At 38.2% G+C, this 22,031-nt stretch carries 23 protein-coding genes; 9 read left to right on the top strand and 14 right to left on the bottom strand.

The annotated features are described in order from the left end of the window. Positions 1–43 precede the first annotated feature (43 nt). The 3 genes from MQE36_RS10700 to nhaA all read right to left on the bottom strand — a co-directional run bounded on the left by MQE36_RS10700 (position 44) and on the right by nhaA (position 2,753). Positions 44–268, bottom strand: coding sequence for a hypothetical protein (locus tag MQE36_RS10700; RefSeq protein ID WP_242935964.1), 225 nt, complete (start codon positions 266–268; stop codon positions 44–46). Positions 269–278: 10 nt separating this feature from the next. After that, on the bottom strand, positions 279–776 hold the full coding sequence (locus MQE36_RS10705; RefSeq protein WP_242935965.1) for a DinB family protein: 498 nt from the start codon (positions 774–776) through the stop codon (positions 279–281). Positions 777–1,439: 663 nt separating this feature from the next. Next, entirely contained in the window at positions 1,440–2,753 is a 1,314-nt protein-coding gene (nhaA, locus tag MQE36_RS10710) for a Na+/H+ antiporter NhaA (RefSeq protein WP_242935966.1), read from the bottom strand. Between the two features lie 427 nt (positions 2,754–3,180). Between nhaA and sucC the strand changes: the two genes are divergently transcribed. Further along, entirely contained in the window at positions 3,181–4,374 is a 1,194-nt protein-coding gene (gene sucC, locus MQE36_RS10715; RefSeq protein ID WP_242935967.1) for an ADP-forming succinate--CoA ligase subunit beta, read from the top strand. A gap of 452 nt (positions 4,375–4,826) precedes the next feature. Next, positions 4,827–5,168, top strand: coding sequence for a hypothetical protein (locus MQE36_RS10720; RefSeq protein WP_242935968.1), 342 nt, complete (start codon positions 4,827–4,829; stop codon positions 5,166–5,168). A 56-nt stretch (positions 5,169–5,224) separates the two neighbouring features. Here MQE36_RS10720 and MQE36_RS10725 read toward each other — a convergent pair whose 3' ends face one another. Further along, positions 5,225–6,028, bottom strand: a complete 804-nt coding sequence (locus MQE36_RS10725) for an alpha/beta hydrolase (protein ID WP_242935969.1) — start codon at positions 6,026–6,028, stop codon at positions 5,225–5,227. Between the two features lie 41 nt (positions 6,029–6,069). Between MQE36_RS10725 and MQE36_RS10730 the strand changes: the two genes are divergently transcribed. Together MQE36_RS10730 and MQE36_RS10735 are read left to right on the top strand one after the other, a co-directional pair. Then, positions 6,070–6,471: a TerB family tellurite resistance protein gene (locus MQE36_RS10730; protein WP_242935970.1), complete on the top strand. Its 402-nt coding sequence runs from the start codon at positions 6,070–6,072 to the stop codon at positions 6,469–6,471. Positions 6,472–7,108: 637 nt separating this feature from the next. Further along, complete coding sequence (locus MQE36_RS10735; RefSeq protein ID WP_242935971.1) at positions 7,109–7,543, top strand: Hsp20/alpha crystallin family protein; 435 nt, start codon at positions 7,109–7,111, stop codon at positions 7,541–7,543. Between the two features lie 148 nt (positions 7,544–7,691). On the opposite strand, the gene uvrB is transcribed toward MQE36_RS10735, so the two are convergent. From uvrB to MQE36_RS10750, 3 genes are all read right to left on the bottom strand, one after another. Then, a complete protein-coding gene (uvrB, locus tag MQE36_RS10740; RefSeq protein ID WP_242935972.1) occupies positions 7,692–9,689 on the bottom strand; it encodes an excinuclease ABC subunit UvrB in 1,998 nt (665 codons plus the stop codon). 78 nt (positions 9,690–9,767) lie between these two features. Further along, entirely contained in the window at positions 9,768–10,598 is an 831-nt protein-coding gene (locus tag MQE36_RS10745) for an ABC transporter permease (RefSeq protein ID WP_242935973.1), read from the bottom strand. 19 nt (positions 10,599–10,617) lie between these two features. Next, complete coding sequence (locus MQE36_RS10750; protein WP_242935974.1) at positions 10,618–11,520, bottom strand: ABC transporter ATP-binding protein; 903 nt, start codon at positions 11,518–11,520, stop codon at positions 10,618–10,620. Between the two features lie 88 nt (positions 11,521–11,608). Between MQE36_RS10750 and MQE36_RS10755 the strand changes: the two genes are divergently transcribed. Continuing rightward, entirely contained in the window at positions 11,609–12,691 is a 1,083-nt protein-coding gene (locus MQE36_RS10755; RefSeq protein WP_242935975.1) for a hypothetical protein, read from the top strand. A 73-nt stretch (positions 12,692–12,764) separates the two neighbouring features. Here MQE36_RS10755 and MQE36_RS10760 read toward each other — a convergent pair whose 3' ends face one another. From MQE36_RS10760 to MQE36_RS10785, 6 genes are all read right to left on the bottom strand, one after another. Next, a complete protein-coding gene (locus tag MQE36_RS10760) occupies positions 12,765–13,823 on the bottom strand; it encodes a nucleoid-associated protein (RefSeq protein WP_242935976.1) in 1,059 nt (352 codons plus the stop codon). 116 nt (positions 13,824–13,939) lie between these two features. Continuing rightward, positions 13,940–14,446 (bottom strand): plasmid pRiA4b ORF-3 family protein, encoded by a 507-nt coding sequence (locus tag MQE36_RS10765; protein ID WP_242935977.1) that lies wholly within the window; start codon positions 14,444–14,446, stop codon positions 13,940–13,942. Between the two features lie 169 nt (positions 14,447–14,615). Continuing rightward, the gene (locus MQE36_RS10770; RefSeq protein ID WP_242935978.1) at positions 14,616–15,629 is read right to left on the bottom strand and encodes a COX15/CtaA family protein; all 1,014 of its coding nucleotides are present in this window, start codon (positions 15,627–15,629) and stop codon (positions 14,616–14,618) included. Between the two features lie 52 nt (positions 15,630–15,681). Continuing rightward, positions 15,682–17,139 (bottom strand): CCA tRNA nucleotidyltransferase, encoded by a 1,458-nt coding sequence (locus tag MQE36_RS10775; protein ID WP_242935979.1) that lies wholly within the window; start codon positions 17,137–17,139, stop codon positions 15,682–15,684. Between the two features lie 25 nt (positions 17,140–17,164). Then, positions 17,165–17,725, bottom strand: coding sequence for an L-threonylcarbamoyladenylate synthase (locus tag MQE36_RS10780; RefSeq protein WP_242935980.1), 561 nt, complete (start codon positions 17,723–17,725; stop codon positions 17,165–17,167). Then, entirely contained in the window at positions 17,688–18,545 is an 858-nt protein-coding gene (locus MQE36_RS10785) for a glycosyltransferase (RefSeq protein WP_242935981.1), read from the bottom strand. The genes MQE36_RS10780 and MQE36_RS10785 overlap by 38 nt, the downstream gene beginning before the upstream one ends. Before the next feature lie 139 nt (positions 18,546–18,684). On the opposite strand from MQE36_RS10785, the gene MQE36_RS10790 reads away from it, so the two are divergent. Further along, a complete protein-coding gene (locus MQE36_RS10790; protein ID WP_242935982.1) occupies positions 18,685–19,515 on the top strand; it encodes a glycosyltransferase family 2 protein in 831 nt (276 codons plus the stop codon). Positions 19,516–19,567: 52 nt separating this feature from the next. On the opposite strand, the gene MQE36_RS10795 is transcribed toward MQE36_RS10790, so the two are convergent. Further along, positions 19,568–20,383 (bottom strand): 2,3,4,5-tetrahydropyridine-2,6-dicarboxylate N-succinyltransferase, encoded by an 816-nt coding sequence (locus MQE36_RS10795; protein WP_242935983.1) that lies wholly within the window; start codon positions 20,381–20,383, stop codon positions 19,568–19,570. A 101-nt stretch (positions 20,384–20,484) separates the two neighbouring features. Here MQE36_RS10795 and ruvX point away from each other — a divergent pair, with 101 nt between their 5' ends. Genes ruvX through MQE36_RS10810 form a run of 3 tightly spaced genes read left to right on the top strand, consistent with a single transcriptional unit; the run spans position 20,485 to position 22,007 of the window. Beyond that, the gene (gene ruvX, locus MQE36_RS10800; RefSeq protein ID WP_242935984.1) at positions 20,485–20,898 is read left to right on the top strand and encodes a Holliday junction resolvase RuvX; all 414 of its coding nucleotides are present in this window, start codon (positions 20,485–20,487) and stop codon (positions 20,896–20,898) included. Between the two features lie 38 nt (positions 20,899–20,936). Continuing rightward, complete coding sequence (gene def, locus MQE36_RS10805; RefSeq protein ID WP_242935985.1) at positions 20,937–21,527, top strand: peptide deformylase; 591 nt, start codon at positions 20,937–20,939, stop codon at positions 21,525–21,527. A 54-nt stretch (positions 21,528–21,581) separates the two neighbouring features. After that, the gene (locus tag MQE36_RS10810) at positions 21,582–22,007 is read left to right on the top strand and encodes a DUF5606 family protein (protein WP_242935986.1); all 426 of its coding nucleotides are present in this window, start codon (positions 21,582–21,584) and stop codon (positions 22,005–22,007) included. Positions 22,008–22,031 lie beyond the last annotated feature (24 nt).

Genomic DNA, 22,031 nt, shown 5'->3' on the forward strand with positions numbered 1-22,031 from the left:
TCCAAAATTTTAAAAGCCCCAAGCATTGGGGCTTTTTTTATATTCAATCTATAAGTTCTTCACAATAAAACCCGGCTTGAAGCAGCGGATGAATAATCTCTTCAGGTTTAATTGATTCTGATTCAATTCTAAGGATATTGTCCTGGTCTTCAAGGTCAAAGTTCCAGGAACGGGGATTGTCGGTTATTTCATTTAAAAGCTTCTTAATCCTATTTTTAATAGTTTTTTTGTTTTGGACGGATGTTTTAAAGACTAAAACAGTTTTCATGGGTATGAATTTAATTCCTGTCCCAGAACATAGGCGGTTCAATACCTAAGAATCTCAGGTATACATAGCCTTGTCCGCGATGATGAATTTCATTGTCTATAAAATAGAGTATGGTAGATTGTATGGTCCCATCGTACTGGCCAAAAGCAACAATTTCTTTCTGAAACTCGCTTTCTGAAATCCCATTCCAAAGTGTGTCTATTTTTACAGTGGTTTCATCCCATAATTTTAAGATATCCTCTTTAGTGCTTAATTTTAGATCTTCGTTAAACTCTTGCCATTTTTCAGTAACGATTCCTTCAATTCCCGGGCCTGCAATAGCAAGTAGTTCTTTTATCATTGTAGCAAACGGACGCATGCCACCGATGGTATAGTTGAAAAAATCTTTTTCGGGAAAAACCTCAATGGTTCTTCTGGTCAGGCTTCTATGGCCTTGCCAATGTGCTAACAGTTGTTCTGGGGTAATGATCTTACCGGAAGTGTTCGTCTGTTTGGTTTCAGTGCTCATAATGTAAATTTTAAAATGACTTTTTGTTATGAGCAAATTTAGAGAGGGCTAGTGACAGCCTTATGTCAGTAGGAAATAAAAAAACAAATTTCGTAGGGCAGGTGCTGAAGATCCGGTGTTTTGGAGTGCATTTCTATCGAATCATCTTCTTTTAAAAACTACAGGTCGCGCAGTCGGTCCCGGTACAGTTCAACACCGTTTTTATCCTGAAGACGTTTGAGTGTAATAGCCAGGTTCTTGTATAGGATAAAGGGTAGCTGTATGAGACAGAGCGGCCGAATGTTTTTGACCCGGTGCCGGTCTTTACTCGATAACCGAGTTTAATCCGTAAGAATACCGGGGACTCCGGGGCTTGTCCCTGTGAAATACTCCTGACGGAAAAGTTCACAGGGTTTGTCCCTATGAAATAGTCCTGACGGAATTTCATAGGACTTGCGTTGAAGTGTTTTGCCCATGTGCGAGCCGGCTCCGGGATAATTAACAGCATCATATGTTTAAACCGACGTGGCGATGCTATCCGTCTGCCGAGGTAACGGCAACATCTTTTCCGTAGGCGATAATTAATTCAAAGACCAAGAGGTTTACCATAAAGGTTTAGAGTCCGGTCGATGTCAAAAACTTTCAGATGTACATGCCTGATTCTGGTCTGGTATCTTGTATTTGTCACTCATCGTTTTTCAGGTTGGGTTTGCTTGTAATCCTTAGAACGATGTATCCCAGGATAGCAGATAACATGGAGCCGGTCAGGATTCCTATTTTAGCTGAATCTATGTAAACAGGACTATCGGCAAAAGCCAGACTGGCTACAAAAATAGCCATTGTAAAACCGATTCCAGCCAGGCATGCTACGCCCAGTATCTGTCCGTTATTAATATCTTCCGGTACTTCGATAATGCCCAGTTTTTTTGATAATAAAACAAGAGTGCTTATACCGATACTGTTACCGAAAATGAGGCATAGCGTAATATTAACGGCCAGAGCAGTATCGATACCTGAACCGCTGCTTAGTGAAACACCTGCATTTGCCAATGCAAAAATAGGGATGATAAAGTATGCAACCCAATCGTGTAGTTTATGCTCCAGGTGTTGAAGCGGAGACTGAAATTTATCGGTCCACTCTTCCAGGTTGTCTATTTCCGCAATTTGCTCTTTTGATAAGATGGGTTCGGATTTAATAACTCCTTGTTGTATTTTTTCGGTAATGCTGCCAAGATTCGAAACAAAGGTGCCTGTGTCTATGCGTTGTCTGATCGGTACCGCAAAGGCTAACAAGATGCCTGCTATTGTAGGGTGCACCCCTGATTTTAAAAATAATACCCAAACAATCACCCCGACCCCAAAAAGAAGGTATTTTGAGTAAAACCCTTTATAAGACAGGTAGTATAGTAATGCAAGCAAAGCAGTTGCAATCAAGATCATGTCGACTGCAATATTATGAGTGTAGAATATAGCAATAACAAGTACAGCCCCGATATCATCAACAATGGCAAAAGCAGTCAGAAAGATTTTCAGGCTTAATGGAATCCTGTTCCCCAGTAATTTAAGTACGGCCAGAGAAAAAGCAATATCCGTAGCCATCGGAATTCCCCAGCCGTTAGCAGTTTCAGGGTTTTTATTTAAAATGATAAAAACTGTCATAGGGATGAGCATACCCCCCAAGGCTGCCACGAAAGGAAAAGCCATTTTTTTTACCGAATTTAATTCGCCTATCAGGAGTTCCCGTTTTATTTCTAATCCGATCAGGAAGAAAAAAACAGCCATAAATCCGTCATTTACCCATAACAAAAGTGGTTTTTGGAGGGAAAATTTTTCAGAACTGATACCAATTTTATAATTCCACAGGTCTGCATAACTCTCTGAAAAAGGCGAGTTTGCCCAAATGATGGCAATTACTGCAGCACAGAATAATAGAATACCACTGAGGCTTTCTATTTTAACGAATCTTTGAAAGGGACTAATAAAAACTTTTTGGATCATAATCTGGTATAAATGCGGTTTATTCAGTTGAGAATATGAAAAGCACAGTGATTCGCAAACCGATTTAAAAACCTAATTTTTGCCGAATATATTAAAATCTGCTGAAATTTAAGAGGTGGTTATTAAGTAAACTATCTCGGGGCAAGCCCACGAGAGGGCCAAGCGTAAAGAAAAGGTCTGGTAGACCTTTTTAGCGATGGAGCCAGCTGGCGCATGGCAAAACACTTCAACGTAAGTCCTATGAAATTCCGTCAGGACTATTTCACAAGGGCAAGCCCAATGAAATTCCGTCAGGACTATTTCATAAGGGCAAGCGTCGGAGCATTTAAATCTCGATTATCGAGTAACAAAAGCTTAATCAAATATTTTTAGTTTAATTAATTGAGGTTTGTTACTTTTGCCTAGCTAAAATATACAACTGCTCATTATGAATTTACACGAATATCAAGGAAAAGAAATATTAGCAAGTTTTGGTGTAAAAGTTCAGCGTGGTATTGTAGCACACAATGCGCAAGAAGCTGTAGCTGGTGCCAAGCAATTAACTGAAGATACCGGAACCGGATGGCATGTTATTAAAGCCCAAATTCACGCAGGCGGCCGCGGAAAAGGTGGAGGAGTAAAGCTTGCTAAAAATCTTAAGGAAGTAGAAGAAATAGCAGATCAGATTATAGGTATGGATCTCGTAACTCCTCAAACTCCTAAAGAAGGAAAGCGAGTACATCAGGTATTAGTAGCTGAGGATGTCTATTATCCCGGTCCTAGCGAAACCTCTGAGTTTTATATGTCTGTACTTTTAGACAGAAGTAAAGGGCGTAATATGATTATGTACTCTACAGAGGGAGGAATGGATATAGAAGAAGTTGCTGAAACGACACCTCATTTGATTTTTACGGAAGAAATTGATCCTGCGATAGGCTTGATGCCTTTTCAGGCCAGGAGAGTGGCTTTTAACTTAGGGCTTTCGGGGAATGCTTTCAAGGAGATGGTGAAGTTTGTCAGTTCTCTGTACAATGCTTACGTGAAGTCAGATGCTTCGTTATTTGAAATCAACCCGGTTTTAAAGACTTCTGATGATAAGATTTTAGCAGTTGATGCTAAAGTTACTATCGACGACAATGCTTTATACCGTCATCCTGACTATGCTGAAATGAGAGACCTTCGTGAGGAAGACCCGATCGAGGTAGAAGCAAAAGCTGCCGGATTGAACTTTGTCAACCTTGATGGTAATGTAGGATGTATGGTAAACGGAGCCGGTTTGGCAATGGCTACCATGGATTTGATTAAAATGGCCGGCGGAGCACCTGCAAACTTTTTGGATGTTGGTGGTACTGCTGATGCCAAACGTGTTGAAACGGCTTTTCGCATCATCTTAAAAGATACAAATGTAAAAGCAATCCTGGTAAACATCTTTGGTGGTATTGTACGTTGTGACAGGGTAGCACAAGGTATTGTAGATGCATATAAGAATATGGGCGATGCTATTAATGTCCCTATCATTGTTCGTTTACAGGGAACAAATGCAGAGATTGCCAAGGAACTTATTGATAATTCAGGATTGGCTGTTCATTCAGCAATTGAATTCCAGGAGGCAGCAGATAAAGTTCAGGAGGTATTAAAATAACACTGTCAAATATAATGTATATGTCAAAGTCCGGCTTTTATGCCGGACTTTTTTGTTATTGGTATGTGAACAATATCCCTTTTGACACTTCGAATGTAAATCTATTGTTATCCGGGATGCTTGTTTAATATATCTTAATAATTGATGATCGTTGTTGATGATTAATTGTTTATTTGAACTTACTTTTGAATGTATTTCAGGCTTTTTAAGTTTTTGATGATAATGTCATTTTTTGATCTTTTTATGCGTTTTTACTGTAATTGACCGATGAGGGTTGAAGCTGCCTGAACCAGACAGGTTTTATTCTTTTAAGAGGATTGACGATACGTTTTTCATGTTTTTTAGTTTAATGTAAATTTTTTTAAATGTAGGTTAAGGATGACAGAAAAGGTGTGGGGTTAGGGTGTTGTGACGTAAATTTGTATCGAAATCAAAAAACAACACAAAAAACGATGAAAACATTAAAAAGAATTATTGTATTGACTGTTTTAGCTTTAACTGCTAACATAGCAACAGCGAATGTCGATCCGGAACCTTCTGTAAATGAGGTAACCAGGGAGTTGACCAGCTTATTGGGCAAGCCGGGGAATGTATTTAACGGACACGTCCTTACTGCCACAGTGTATTTTATGATCAACAAGTCAAATGAAATTGTCGTATCTGATGTGGAAGCAGATAACGAGCTTGTAGAATACTACATTAAGAGCAGGTTAAATTATAAAAAAGTGGAAACAGATAAGTTGGTCAAAGGGAAAAATTACAAAGTATCAGTTACAGTTAAAGGAGATAAGTAGCGAATTAAATCGCTTCATTGTTTTAAAAGACCTGTACCGATGCAGGTCTTTTATTTTTAATAACAGTCCTTTAGAAGCCATTTATAAGCCTTGGTAAACTCTTTTCCCCAGAAGGATTCATTGTGTTTCTGATTCTTTACAATATAATGTTTGATATTTTTTGATGGTAATTTTTTTTTCAATAGCAATGAGACCATTTTCTCCTGATCGGGTACCATGTTTTCACCTTCGTCTGCTCCTGTTGCAAGGTAGATCTTTACATCGGGTAGTGTTTTCAGGTTTTCGACCATCAAAAAAATTTTATCTGAATACCAAAAACTCGGAGAAAATACCCCCGCTTGTCCAAATGTATTGTTATATTCGAAAAGGGCATAAAAGGAAATAAGTCCGCCCAAAGAGCTGCCAAAGATAGTGGTATGTTTCCTGTCTGGAAGCGTTCTGAAAGCAAGATCGATATGGGGTTTTACGGTTTCTACGATAAAATCCAGGTAATCCTTGCCTTTCCCTCCTTTGTAATCAGGATGCTCGAAAGGTGTAAGCTCGTCTATCCTTTTTTTGTTACCGTGTTCGATACCAACAACGATAACCTCGGCATTTAGTTCGTCCAGGCTCTCGTCTATGTGCCATTCTCCAGCGTAAGAAGTATTGATGTCAAACAGGTTTTGTGCATCATGCATGTAAATAACAGGATATCTTTTATTTGAGTTCTTATAACTTTTAGGCAGATATATCCAAATCCTTTTACTCGTTTTTAGTTGGGGAGCTTCTATAATAAAAGTAGAAACCTGGACAGAAGCAGTTGTCTGTGCGTGAATTTGGACGAGAAATAATAATATAAAACCAAGAAAAAATAAACGCATCTTGAAACTTTTTATATTTTTAGTTACTAAATATAAGAAATATGAGTAACCATTCAGAAAAATTAAGTTTGTTATCCGATTTAGTCGCGCTTATTAAAGCCGATCATCAAATAACAGATAAAGAAATGGGGTTTTTACGAATGATCGCAGCCAGATTAGACGTGAATGATAACGATCTGAATAAGTTATTTAATTCTGATGTTCCGTTTACACCTCCCTCATCTGAAGCGCAGCGAATACTTCAATTTCATCGAATGGTATTACTGATGAATGTAGATCAAGATGAGCACCCTGACGAATTAAACAAGATCAGGGAGTTGGGGGTTCGGCTTGGGCTGAATCCGTTTGCTATAAACCAGGTGTTGAAGGTAATGGACCAGTTTGATGGCAAGGTTGTGCCTCCGGATGTCCTCATTAATATATTTAAGACGCAATACAATTAGACTTAATTGTTTTTCAGGTCATTATTCAGTTTGCATCATATTGTTTTGCTGATTACGAAAAGAGTAGTTGATTAGTTTATGAAGATTGTGTTTGTTGAAAGGTGTCTGTCCTTTTTGTGGGCATAATGGTTTGTTTTTATCAGTCATGGAATAGCCGGTAGTTTAAGTTACCCTATTTGCTACAGGCCAGGTAATGTATTGAACAAAATTCTAAAAGATGTTGTATTAAGATTATTGCAAGCGTTTTTTAGTGTTTTTTAAATGTTTCTTATGTTTGAAAAAAACAGAGATGTAAGCTTTTAAAAAGCCATATACTCTTCCGGACAGATATTAAAAAGTCCGTTCACCCTATATAGATGCTCCATATATTCTCTATGTGTTCTCCTATCATGCTGGTATTATGAGGTGTGTTTTTTTATGATTATGCCGAAACTTTATACCTTTTTTAAAGCTCAAACCTGCAATTCAATTCCTTATAATGTTTTATTCTATTGTTAAGAGTGTAAATGCGAATGATGTCATTTTGGCGTAAGTCGCCTTTAGTTTTGCGCCATAATGTCACCAAATGATGTTTGGAATCAAATTTGACTATTACATTCTGAATTTTTAAAAGAAGTTGAATCAAAAAGCTATAGAAATGAACTTAGTAAAAAGAAACCCGAATGTGTTATTTCCATCTTTTATCGATGAATTGTTCAACAATGATTGGTACGGAGGGAAAGAGGTAAGGAACTTTAATGCCCCGGCTGTTAATATCAAAGAAAATGACGATAGTTATTCTTTAGAACTGGCAGCACCCGGATTAAAGAAGGAGGACATAAATGTTTCGGTAGACGAAAACATTTTATCAATTTCATCGGAGGTAAAAACAGAAAAAGAGGAAACGCAGGAAGGAGGCAGGTATACCCGAAAAGAATTTAATTATTCTTCTTTCAGAAGGTCTTTCACTTTGCCCGAAACCGCAAATGAGGATCAGATTGACGCATCCTATGCCGATGGTGTTTTAAAGGTAACAATACCTAAAAAAGAAGAAGCATTACCGAAGCAGAAAAGAATGATTTCAATTTCTTAATAAGAAGTAGTGTAGTTTTTTCATAATTAGATTTATTTGGTTAGTTAGTTGAGGAAGCGCCCTTTTTACGGGCGCTTTTTATATAATAAATCCGGCTCTTTCGATACTACTTTCTGTTGGGGCGGTTCAGATATTTTTTCAGAGCGGTTTAGGAAGTCTTGCTTTCTTCCTGAAGTTTTTTAATCTCATCCCTAAGTTTAGCAGCCTGAATAAAATCAAGTTCTTTAGCCGCTTTTTCCATTTCCTTTCGTTTATTTCTTATAAGTTTATCAATATCATCCTTGGACATATAAGCAGTATCCGGTTCTGCCGCTGCCATTAGACTATGATTCATTTCGTAGTCCGAAGTTTTAGATTTAATAAGAATACTTTCAAGGCTTTTCTTTAAAGCAGTGGGGGTAATATTGTTCTCTGTGTTGTATCTAACCTGCTTTTCTCTTCTGTAGTTTGTCTCATCAATAGTCTTTTGCATGCTGTTCGTTATTTTATCAGCATACATTATAGCTTTCCCATTTAAATTCCGGGCAGCTCTGCCGACTGTCTGGGTCAGCGATCTGGCACTGCGTAAAAAACCTTCCTTATCGGCATCAAGAATGGCGACCAGAGAAACTTCAGGCAGATCAAGGCCTTCCCTTAGTAAATTAACCCCAACCAGTACATCGAAGAGCCCTTTTCTTAAATCCTGCATTATCTCCACCCTTTCAAGGGTGTCAATATCTGAGTGTATATAGCGGCATCTGATACCGGTTCTGGTCAGGTATTTTGTCAGCTCTTCTGCCATTCGCTTTGTCAGCGTGGTTACCAAAACACGTTCGTCTTTTTCAACCCGTAACTGTATTTCCTCCATGAGGTCATCAATCTGGTTTTCACTTGGTCTCACTTCAATTTCGGGATCCAGAAGACCTGTAGGACGGATAACCTGTTCAACATAAACCCCTCCACTTAGTCCGAGTTCATAATCAGCCGGTGTAGCAGATACGTATATTACCTGGTTTTGCAAAGCTTCAAATTCTTCAAATTTTAACGGGCGGTTATCCATAGCGGCAGGAAGGCGAAAACCATAGTCCACTAGGGTTTCTTTACGGCTTCTGTCCCCGCCATACATGGCGTGTACCTGAGGTATGGTTACATGGCTTTCATCGACAACCATAAGGTAGTCGTCCGGAAAATAGTCCAGTAGGCAGAAAGGTCTGGTTCCGGGTTCGCGACCGTCCAGGTATCTTGAATAATTTTCAATTCCAGAACAATAGCCCAGTTCCCGTATCATTTCCAGGTCAAAATTTGTACGTTCTTCGAGCCGTTTTGCTTCCAGGTGTTTTCCTGTTTCCTTAAAATAGTCAATTTGCCTGACCAGATCATCCTGAATATCCCTGATGGCATTTTGCAGGACATCGGGTGAAGTAACGAACATATTGGCCGGATAAATATTCAACCTGTCATATTTTTCAATAATAGCATTGTTTGCCGGGTCGAAAGCTTCAATTTCTTCTATTTCATCACCGAAGAAATGGATTCGGTATGCATGATCGGCATAGCTGGGAAAAACATCTACCACATCTCCCTTAACCCTGAAATTTCCGTTCATAAATTCGGCCGTTGTCCTGGAATATAAACTTTGTACCAGTTGGTGAAGGAACTTGGTTCTGGATATTACCTGGTCCCTTTCGATCTTTATTACATTTTTTTGAAATTCCACCGGATTTCCGATACCATATAAACAAGATACGGATGCTACCACTAATACGTCCCTGCGTCCGGATAACAAAGCCGAAGTAGCACTCAGTCTTAATTTTTCTATTTCATCATTAATAGAAAGATCTTTTTCGATATATGTTCCCGTAACGGGAAGGTAAGCTTCAGGTTGGTAATAATCGTAATATGATACGAAGTATTCCACCGCGTTATCAGGAAAGAATTGTTTGAATTCAGAGTAAAGTTGGGCAGCAAGAGTTTTGTTATGTGCCAATACCAATGTCGGTCTTTGTACTTCTTGCACGACATTCGCCACGGTAAAGGTTTTGCCCGAACCGGTTACCCCCAGTAATGTTTGATACCTTTCATCTGTTTCAATACCGGAGGCCAGTTGTTTAATTGCTTCCGGTTGATCTCCGGTAGGTTTGTATTCTGATTCGATTTTAAATTTCATAACGGCTAATAAGAATACAAAGCTAACAAACTAAACAAGAACTTCCATAGGCAAATTGATTACGAAAGCGTAAACAGCTTACAGATCTCTTCTTTTTAAAAGAACATACGACCAGTATACAAATATTGCCGTCCAGGCCAAAACAATCAATACTTCGTACCAGTGTACTCCAAAATCATAAGACACGTCTTCGCCTATTTGTTTTGCTACCGATTGTACGGCACCGAGTCTCGTGAAGGGTTCCTTAATAAGATTGCTCATGGCATTAAGCGGTAAAAAGGAAAGTACATTCGAAGCAAAATGTTCGTCGATTTTCCAGCGTAGGATCAGGTAGATCATCCCTTCGATAAATTGCCAGAGAATAAGAAACCCTAATGCAAAGGCCGACCGTTTTACCAACATTCCCAGGAACAGACAAAAGGCAAAGAAACCGATGAGTTTAATAAAAAAGGCCAGGAGAAATTCAAGGTCCGAAAAAATAATAGAAAGCTCATTGAAGTCTGAATAAGTGAGACCCAGAATCAGGGATACTACAAATATAAAAGCCGTTGATATGGCCGAAAAACCAATAACTGTCAGGAATTTGGACAATACAAACTCTTTTTTACTCAAGCCGTCAATGAGATTTTGTTTTATGGTTTTGTTGCTGTACTCATTAGCCATCATCGATACAATTACGATAGCTAAAAAGAGTTTGAAGAATGCGGCAATAAAGGTATTAAAATGCCAGATGTACGGGAAATTAAAGATGCCTTCTTTGGCCAGGTGGAATTTTATAGGTCCGATATCGAACTTTATAGCGGCAATTAATGCAATTGAGGTCAGCAATACGAAATAAGCTATAATTAAAAACTTGCTTACCCTGCTATTCCAAAGTTTTATAAATTCTATTTCTAAAAGACGTAACATAAATTTCGATTGATGATGATTAATTTGATTGATTGTTGGTAAGTGCCAGAAATTGTTCCTCTAAGCTTTCTTTTCTTTTTACCAGATGAGATAAGACAAACCCTTCTTTAAACATGCATTCATTAAATGTAGCGGCATCCATAGGTTCATTAAGAAAAGCAGTGACAGTACCATTTTTAGCAATCACATCTTTAAAAGCTGTATGGTTTTTCAGAAAAGCGATAAGGTTTTCGTTATTATTTGCTTTTAATTCGAAGAAGCCGTGGCTGGCAATCATTTCATCTACCCGGCCTGAATATAATTTAACACCCTTTCTGAGTACAACGACATGGCTACATACTTTTTCAACTTCATCTAATAAATGGGAAGCCAATAGTATGGTGGTGCCTTTGCCCGCGATCCTGGTAATCAGTTCCCGGATTTGATGAATACCCTGGGGGTCCAGACCATTTGTAGGTTCGTCCAGAATAAGTATTTCCGGATCGTTGAGTAATGCGGAAGCTATTGCCAGACGTTGTTTCATACCCAGCGAATAGGTGCTGAACTTACTGTCTTTTCTGTCCCAAAGTCCAACCAGTTCAAGTTTTTCTCTAATGTTATGGGAGCTGACACCTTTAATTTTACATACGAGCTTTAGGTTTTTTTCGGCACTCATATATGGGTAAAAATTGGGGCGCTCTATAATGGCTCCGACTTTTTTCAATGCTTCATGGGTGCTTGTTTTTCCATCAAACCAACTAAAGTCGCCACTCGTTTTATTAACTACGTTTAATACAATTCCAAGCGTTGTGGATTTACCGCTCCCGTTGGGGCCTAAAAGTCCGTATACGTTGCCTTTTTCGATAGTAAAAGAAAGATCGTTGACCGCGGTAAGTGCCCCGAATTTTTTAGTAAGGTTGTTTATTCTGAGTATAGTATTCAAAAGAAAAATGTTTTTTGATTGTATTTACTTGACGAACCAAGATACGTTTTGTTACAATATAATGTAAATTTGATGAAAATGATTTTAGATGAGTGAGAAATTAATGTCCAGAAAGAAGCCTGCATTTCCGATTTCTGATAAGTTGCATGAATATTTGAATGAATACAGCAGAAATACGAAAATACCCATCTTCTATGAAGATCTGTTAAGGTTTGCAGGATCGACAGTACTTTACGATAATAATGACGAAGACACTTTGTGGATCCGGGTTTTTTATAATGAGTTTGACAGGCAGGAAATAGACCTGAGCTTAAAGCGGGTATATTCGAGCTTGCACTCCGATGGTAGTGACCGGATACTTCAATTTTTGAACGTCGACGCCATTGATTTCTGTACGTTTGGAAACTCGCAGCCTTTTAGAGTGAAGGTACGGAATATCCTAAACGATAACTATACATATTTCTATGTGAAGAAAGCAGATGCATCCAGAATTTATGGTTTGGAGCTGGAGCATATGTTATCGCCTTACAACCTTAACTTTCTGGTTTATAAAGATACACTGATAGAAGAACATATATCGGGTATACCGGGTGATGTATTTATAAAAGAAATGCTGCCGGAATGTACAGAACCTGAAAAAGCGCAAATCGCCAAGGAATTTGTAAAATTCAACGAACGTTGCATGATACGTTTGTTGGGAGACATGCGGTCTTATAATTATGTGATTGTACCGACACATGATTTCGACCATGTAGTATATAGAATCCGGGCTATTGATTTTGATCAACAGTGCTTCGAAGGAAAGTTTAAGGTCTACAGGCCGCAATTTTTTAAGGAGAACAGGATTATGGTCGATATGGTGAGGGATAAGTTGCAACGGAGTTCCGTCGATCAGTACAAGATAGAAGAACGATCTATAGTAGCCAAAAGGCTGATAGGGTATCATGAGCGGATTGAAGAACTTTTGGATTGCGCTAAATCGGATACCATATCGTATGAAGAAAATGTTGAAAATCTGAAAATGGAACTTTTAGAGTTTGTACAGGATATAGAGTTTAAAAAGGCCGGAAATATGGGAGAAGTGCTGGAAGCTGCCCTCGATTTTGTGAAACGCAATTATGAAGACGTAAGTATGAAACGTTTATTGCATGGCCCTAATAAAGGTTTGTGAAATTATAGCAAGCGCAAGGAGTACTGATATAAAAAAAAACCGGACTGAAAGGCCCGGTTTTATATGAAGAAGGTTAACTTTTCTGTTCTTTATTGAAATATACCAGATAATAATACATCTGTTTTTCTTCATCCCAACCTTTCTCAACAAATTTTTCAGCGGATTCCGGATTAATAAAATCCATTTTGATCTGGATGTTTGTATCGAGCTGGATCAAATTCTTCACCTTTTTTCTTGCATCGGAAACGGCTTTATTGGCGATCGGGAAGTTTGAAACGTCTTCAATACTGTATTTAGGTCCCTTTTCTACTTTATAATGTTTGAATTCAGGGATCAGATCCGGGTTGTCGATAACCTCGTTCAGGAAGTTGGTTTCTTCAAAATCATCATTTTTTGCAAAGTAGTTCATCGATCTGTTCATAAACATCACCTCTTCTTTTTTGTCTTCTGCAGGCAGAACCACATCTTTGGCAAAGTCCTGGCAGAATTTCAGGTATTTTTTTGTGAAGAAGTTCTCATCGGCAAGAACATCCACTCCTAAAAAGTTCTCCAGCCAGTATTTGGTGTCGTATTTATTGCTGTCTACCGACAGAATCTTATAACCTTCTTCTTTCTTGACATTAAAGATCATACATCCTTTATCCAGCTTGTTGATATTGATCCCCTGCTGGATTAGGATGTCCAGGTTGCTGCCTTTTTCTTCAAATTGCAGGAAGTCGTGTTTTAATTCCGATTTAAAGATCCCTACGGCATCTACTTTTTCATTGTCCAGCATTACATTAGATAAGTATGCAACATACAGCTCTCCGCTTTTAATATGGGGGTGACTGCTTTGGTCGAACAGGTGGGTGGCAATTCTTTTTGAATTGGCATGCACGGATGAAGGGTCTGAAAAGATGTCAGAAACAATTTTATATAGTTCGTTGAACTCTACGTCTACTTCATTATGAAAACGGTAATAGCTTTCTTCTTTTTCCCTGAAAGGCTTAAAAAAGTACTCTTTTAAAATGGCTGTGATTTCATCATTGAGTTTATAGGGCTCTTCAGATAAAAAAGCTCCTTCATTCTTACTTTTATTACCTACACGGTGTATGGAGAGGCTATCTAATTGTGTTGGATATAAATTGATCATTTTTTGTGAGTTCTATAGTTGAGGTTTGTAAAATAAAGAAGGTTAGATGTTTAGTGTCTGTTTTGTACAGGGATACTTTGTGATCTTAACCTTATGCGATTCACTTTGCACTTCGTTTAATTCCAATTTTCATCAAAATCCAGGTCGTCCAAATCTTCGATATCAAGACCAAAATCATCAGGGTCATTGTCAAATGTTTCCCCTTCAAATTCTTTTTCAGGCGGGGCATCCGGCAGCTGACCATGTGCAAAAAGGAGGTTAGGATATATTCTGGCTTCTTCCTTTCCTGCAATTTCTGCAAGTTCCACAAAAAAGGTCCACATACTCAAAAAGTCATATATATAGATAAGCTTGGTATTGTTCTCATCGAGGATGCTGTCGAGGGATGTTTCATTCATTAATCTTACATCAGAACTTCCGTCACTCATATCGAATAACGATATTTCTTCTCCCTGATTCCATTCTTCATCACTTATGTAAAAAGAGGCCATTTCGCTTCCGTCAAACCCGAATGCCTGAGTAATAGCGTTATGGAGTTCTTCTAAAGTGTTTTCTGCTTCAATTTCGATATCTCTGAATATATCTTCTTCGGCATCTAAAATTATCCTAAACTTATAAATCATCTTTAGTTTTTTAAAAAAGGGGTTCAAAAGTACAATTATTTACTCGATAATCGAGTTTTAAAAGCTTTGGTGTCTGCCCTGCCCATTTGCAGACTCACCTGCCATGTCTTCTAATGCTTCCTGGTACGGGCTTGTCATCACAAAATTTCACAAGACTGGCTCAGGGGGTTTATCTGAAACGATGCAATGTAAATGTCATTGCACTCAGTAAAAAGAATGCACCTACCTGATGAACTACGCCAAGCCATACAGGGACAGCCAATATGAGGGTGAAGACACCAAGGATGAATTGTAAAATCACCAATGTTACCAAGGCGTTGATACCGTTCTTTTGTGGTGTTGTTAAATTCATTTTATATGCTTTATAGGCAATAATACCTACGATCAGTACTACGATATACGCAAGATACCTGTGAACAAACTGAACCCCGCTTCTTCCTTCGGTTAAGTTTTTCCATAGTGTTTCCTGTTCAATATAAACGGTTTCATGAATTAATTTTCCTTCGGACATCAATGGCCAGTGATTATGTACCCACCCGGCATCCAGGCCAGCTACAAAAGCTCCCCAAACAATCTGAAGGATTAAAATTGCCATCCCTAAGATAACTAAATTTCTAAAGGGCTTTGAAACTGTTTTCCGGGTCGGGTATATTATATCAAGAGCTACCCAAAAAGTGGCAGCAAATGTAATGAAGGCTGCTATCAGATGGATGGCCAGTCGATAGTGGCTAACATCAGGCCGGTCAATAAGCCCGCTTTTGACCATATACCATCCTAAAAAGCCCTGAAAACCGCCTAAAAGCATCAAAATCATTGATTTGTAGGTGGTTTTTCTGGTTAGTTGTTTGGTGAGTAAGAAATAGATAAAGGGGATGAAGAATACAATCCCTATAACTCTTCCGATTAACCGGTGAAGCCATTCCCAGAAGTAGATGTCTTTAAAGTCTTCGAGGGTAAAATGATTATTTAGCTTTTGGTATTCAGGAAACTGTTTGTAAACTTCAAATGCATCGTGCCACTGTTGTTCATTCATAGGAGGTAGCATGTCTGTGACTAATTTATATTCAGACATAGACAGCCCTGAGTGGGTGAGTCGGGTAATTCCTCCAACAATAACCATAATAAATATTAAAAAACAACCGATTAATAACCAGTAAACTACTTTTTTAGAATCTTTTTGCATAATAGATCTTGTTTTAGAATGGGATGTTAGGTTGGTGTTGCAATATATGTTTTCAGGTGTTTGCTTTGAGTCCTAGTTTTTCCCCTTTCTTAAGCATAAATTCACGGGCAGCTTCATATTCATTTGGTATTTCACCTTCTAAAATAGCTTCTTTAATAGCTTCCTTGATGATGCCGATTTCTTTTGAAGGCTTCAGGTTAAAGGTTTCCATGATTTCTTGTCCGTCAACAGGAGGTTGGAAATTACGGATATGATCGCGTTCTTCAACTTCGGTGATCTTGGTACGGACAATTTGAAAATTATTATGGTATTTTTTAAATTTTTTAGGGTTTTTAGTTGTGATATCGGCTTCACACAATGTCATTAAATCCTCTATATGGTCGCCGGCATCAAATACAAGCCTTCTTACGGCCGAATCTGTAGCAATGTCCTGGGCCAAAACGATAGGCCTTGAACTTAAAAGCACCATTTTTTGAACAAATTTCATTTTGTCGTTCAATGGCATTCGCAATCGCTTAAAAAGTTTATATACCATTTTTGATCCGACAAATTCGTGTCCGTGAAAGGTCCACCCGACCTTCTTGCCGAATTTTTTTGTGGGTGCTTTACCTATATCGTGCAATAGCGCTGCCCAGCGTAACCATAAGTTATCGGTATGTTCACTGATATTGTCGACCACCTCCAGTGTATGCCAGAAATTATCTTTATGCCGCTGCCCTTCAATTTCTTCGATGCCTAGTAAATTTGTAAGTTCAGGCATGATATAATAAAGCAGTTCCGTTTTTAGTAAAAGTTTAAAACCGACAGAGGGTGTCGGGGATAGTAGTATTTTATGTAATTCGTCTACGATACGCTCTTTAGATATGATCTTTATCCGGTCTTTGTTTCTCTGAATTGCATCCAGGGATTCACTTTCAATGTGAAAGTTTAACTGAGTAGCGAATCTGACGGCCCGCATCATTCGAAGCGGATCATCTGAATATGTGATATCCGGATCTAAAGGAGTTTTTATAATCTGGTTTTTTAAATCGTCAATTCCGTTAAACGGATCGAGTAGTTCCCCAAAATTCTCTTTCGACAACGACAGGGCTAAAGCATTGATTGTGAAATCGCGACGATTCTGGTCGTCTTCCAGGCTTCCGTTTTCAACTATAGGTTTGCGGCTGTCTTCATTATAGCTTTCTTTCCGGGCTCCCACAAACTCAATTTCCAGGTCGTCAGTCTTGATCATTGCCGTTCCGAAATTTTTAAAAACTGAAACTTGGGGTTTTTTCGGAAGTTTTTGAGCAACAGCTCTGGCTAATTCAATACCACTGCCAATTGTAACGATATCGATATCTTTTGGAGTGCCTCTTTTTAAAAGGTAATCTCTTACAAAGCCTCCGATTACATAGCTGTTAAGCTTTAATTCTTCAGAAGTTTGCGAAATAAGCTCGAAGATAGGATGTTCAATTGCCTGTTTATGGTTTTCTATTGTCACTAAGTAATTTTTTTCAGAAATCTTGATCATGTATCAAGACGAATTTTCATCTTAATTATTTTCGGATAATTTTAAAAACCCCGTTATTCCCGATTTTAATAATGGTAGAGGGTTTATTACATTTTTTATCGCGGTGCAAATTTACTACATAGTCTACACCTTTTAAAATTTCCGGATTTATTTCTGAGTAGGATTGAGGAGTTGGCCGACCGCTGATGTTTGCAGAGGTAGAAACCAACGGACGTTTGAATTGCCTGATCATTCGTTGGCAAAATTCGTCAGAAGCCACCCGGACCGCCAATGTACGATCAGGAGCTATGAGGTTATCAGCTATATTAATGGGTTTGTCGTATATAATGGTCGTAGGTTTATCGGTAGCCTCAATGAGCTGATAAGCAACTTCAGGAACTTCGAAAATGAACTTTTCGAGCATACGGATGTCGGAAACCAAACAAATAAGAGCTTTAGAGTCTTCCCGCTGTTTTAATTCGTATACTTTTTTAACAGCCTCAGGGTTGGTGGCATCGCAACCGATACCCCATACGGTATCAGTAGGGTAGAGAATGAGTCCCCCATTGTTAAGAGCTTCCAGTGCTTGTTGAATTTCGTTCTTCATTGATGTCTATTTTAAAATAAGAAGTAAGTTGTTCCCATTGAACTCTGTTTAAGTCCTTACCGATGTTTTGTTTTTTTAGCGATATTTTTTGGGTCCCTGCAATAGAGGTCGGTGGCTTAGGGGGATTTAGCGATTGTATTGTTTGAGTGCCGTTCAAAAAAGACATCCCCTTAAACCATAAATCATCAGCTTTGGGAGTTAAAGAAAGAAACAGTTCTTCATCAAAAACAGTTTTGTCGAGTTTGTTGGGAGGGTATAAAACACCCCCTGCACCAATAGCTAAAACAGGATTTTGACTGTGGTTTGTGTTCTTGGGGTACTTCCATAATTTATATGAAAGAGGCTCATTTTTTTCGTTATGGCAAATATATCTTGTCTGATTAGCGATGATACAATTTGGAAGACGGAGATGTTCTTTATACAGCAATTCCAGCCAGTACTTGTCATAAATAAAGTCATCATCACATGTTACAATAATATCTTCCGGAAAATATTTAAGGGTATGGATCAGCTTTTTATGCGAGCAAGTCAGATGCGAGTATCTTATCTCAAAAAAATCACCTTCCAGGATTTTTAATGATCTGGGGATATCGTTTTTTATTTCTTCATGTAGCCATAGTATAATCTTTTTAGGCTTTTTAGTCTGAGAAAGAAGACTTCTTATCGTTATATGTACTTTGTTTAATCTTGAGGGAATAGAAGTAAGTGAAACTATAACGGGAACTATTGTATCCCGGTTATGAGAATAAAGCCTTTCAACAGACAAACTTTTTAGTCTAAGTGTATGGTATACAGAGACGGGGATTTCTTTTAACTTCATGCGTGATTTGAAAAATTGTGTAAAAGTACAGATAAATAATTCAACATGGAAAATTGAAGGAGAGGTTAATTTTTAGAGATTAATTGATCGTATCTAGTGTAGCATTCATATTTTTGCCGTTGTAATCATTAGTTGGATCATGATAAATATAAGCGTAATCATAAGTACCTATAATTCTGAATCATGGCTTGAAAAAGTTTTATGGGGATATCAAACCCAGACTTTCAGGAATTTTGAAGTGGTGATAGCAGACGATGGCTCCGGGCCCAAGACAAGAGAATTGATCGAAAAAATGCAAGAGGAGGTAAAGTACCCTATAGTACATGTCTGGCAGAAAGATGATGGTTTTCAGAAATCAAGGATTCTAAACAAGGCTATTGAAGCCAGCAGGGGAGGTTATATTCTTATGAGTGATGGCGACTGTATACCCAGGGCCGATTTTTTAGAGGTACACGATAATTACAAGGAGGAAGGATATTTTTTGTCAGGAGGGTATTTTAAGCTGCCAATGAATGTTTCTGAAATGATTTCGAAAGAAGACATTCTTACAGGGAAATGTTTTGATATGGATTGGCTGAAAAAACACGGTATTAAATCATCCTTTAAAAATAATAAACTGACATCTCAGGGCATGAAGTCTAAGTTTTTAAATTTCGTTACGCCTACGAATGCCAGTTGGAATGGACATAACTCATCAGGTTGGAAGAAGGACATTCTGGCTGTTAACGGAATGGATGAACGAATGCAATACGGAGGACAGGACAGGGAATTAGGGGAGCGTTTGTTTAACTATGGTATTAAATCAAAACAAATCAGGTATAGTGCCGTATGTGTGCATTTGGACCATAAACGTGGGTATAAAAGTCAGGAATCTATAGACAAGAATAATGCGATTAGAAAGCATACCCGCGATTCGAAACAAACATGGACTCCATATGGGATTGAAAAAAGAGAAAAGCAGCAATCATAAAAACACCCCAAATTGCACTTCGCATTTTTGGGGTGTTTTCAATATATTAAAATTAAACAGCTACATCGTATTCACGAAGGGCATCATTTAACGAGGTTTTCTTGTCGGTACTGGGTTTTCTCTTTCCAATGATCAGGGCACAAGGAACCTGGTATTCGCCGGCCGCAAACTTTTTTGTGTAACTTCCGGGGATTACAACCGACCTTGCAGGAACCCTGCCTTTCATTTCTACAGGTTCATCACCGGTTACATCAATAATTTTAGTAGATGCAGTAAGTACAACATTGGCTCCAAGTACCGCTTCAGTTTCTACGCGAACACCTTCCACAACGATACATCTCGATCCGATAAAAGCATTGTCCTCAATAATAACAGGAGCGGCTTGTAAAGGTTCTAAAACCCCTCCAATTCCTACTCCGCCGCTGAGATGCACGTTTTTACCAATCTGGGCACAACTTCCTACAGTAGCCCATGTGTCTACCATTGTCCCTTCATCAACATAAGCTCCGATATTTACATAACTAGGCATCATGATAACACCTGAAGAGACGTAGGCCCCATGTCTGGCAACAGCATGAGGAACCACCCTGATCCCTTTTTCGGCATAATTCTTCTTTAAAGGAATCTTATCGTGAAACTCTAACGGACCACATTCGATCGTCTCCATTTTTTGTATCGGAAAGTATAAAACCACCGCTTTTTTAACCCATTCGTTTACTTGCCAGCCGTTGGTTGCAGGTTCGGCTACGCGTAAGTTTCCTTCATCCAGAAGAGAAACTACTTTTCTGATGGCAGAAGTAGTGGCTTCTTCCTTAAGCAACTCTCGGTTATCCCAGGCTTGTTCTATGATTTCTTGCAATTCTTTCATCTCGGTATAATTTTTCACAAAGATAATTTCTTCTAATCAATAAACCTTTCAAATTTACAGGTGTAACATTTTATACCGTATTTTTGCCAAAAATGAAAGGAATGGCGAGGATAATAGCGCTCGATTACGGAACCAAAAGAACAGGGATTGCAGTTACGGATGAACTACAAATAATAGCTTCAGGCTTAACAACGGTAAATACTCTTGACCTGATCCCTTTTTTAACAGATTATGTGTCTAAGGAAAAAGTAGAGCTTATAGTGGTAGGAGAGCCTAAACGATTACACAATGAAGCATCGGAAGTAGAAACTCAAATAGAAAAATTTTTAGGCAAACTCAGGGGAGTACTTCCAAAAATGCCAATAAAACGCATTGATGAACGTTTTACATCCAAAATAGCCTTTCAAAGTCTATTGGATACCGGACAAAAGAAAAAAGTAAGAAAAAACAAGGCATTGATAGATGAAATCAGTGCCACTATTATTTTACAAGATTATTTGGCCGGTCAGCAATAAAAATTAGTTTGTATTTTTGCACCTTAAAATAAAAAAAGATGATTATACCTATCCGAGCCTACGGAGATCCGGTACTGAAGAAGGAAGCTGTAGATATAGATGAGAACTATCCGAACCTTCAAGAACTTCTAGATAATATGTTTGAAACCATGTACAATGCATATGGTGTTGGACTTGCAGCTCCTCAAATAGGGTTGTCCATACGTTTGTTTATTGTAGATGCATCTCCTTTTGCAGAAGATGATGATCTGACAAAAGAAGAGCAGGAAGAGCTTCAGGAATTTAAAAAAGTATTCATTAATGCCCGCATGATTGAAGAGACAGGCGAAGAATGGGCATTTAACGAGGGCTGTTTAAGTATTCCTGATGTGAGAGAAGACGTAAACCGAAATGAAAAGATCAGAATAGAATACTACGACGAGAATTTCGAGAAACATATTGAAGAGTTTGAAGGATTGGCAGCAAGGGTTATCCAGCATGAGTACGATCATATTGACGGAGTATTATTCACGGATAAATTATCATCGTTGAAAAAGCGTCTTATTAAAGGGAGATTGGCCAATATTTCCAAGGGAAAAGTGAAAGTGGATTATAAAATGCGTTTTCCCCTAGCTAAAAAAGCACGTTAATTTTTTGAAATAATACGGAAAGAATCCATATTTGCGGCGATAAAAAAATAGAAAATGAGTTTAGACAAAATATTATCAATTTCAGGAAAACCAGGGTTATATGAATTAAAGACCCAAACCAGAACAGGTTTTGTGGCCGAATCATTATTAGACGGTAAAAAAATAACAGTAGGATTGAGAAACAATGTTAGTTTGCTGTCTGAAATAGCTATTTATACCACTACCGAGGAAGTACCTCTTAGAGACGTTTTTAAAAAAATCCAGGAAAAAGAGAACGGAGAAGCAACTTCTGTAAGCCATAAGGATGATAAAATTAAGCTGGAAGAGTATTTCTTTGAAGTGTTGCCTGAATATGATGAGGACAGGGTATATGCAAGCGATATTAAAAAGGTGATTATGTGGTACAATATTTTGCAGGGAAAAGGTATTACGGACTTTGAATCTCCTGCGGAAGAAGCTTCTGACGAACAAGCTGAGTAATATATATGCAAAATATTTTGATTT

This window comes from Zhouia spongiae, from assembly GCF_022760175.1.
Classification (GTDB): Bacteria; Bacteroidota; Bacteroidia; order Flavobacteriales; family Flavobacteriaceae; genus Zhouia; species Zhouia spongiae.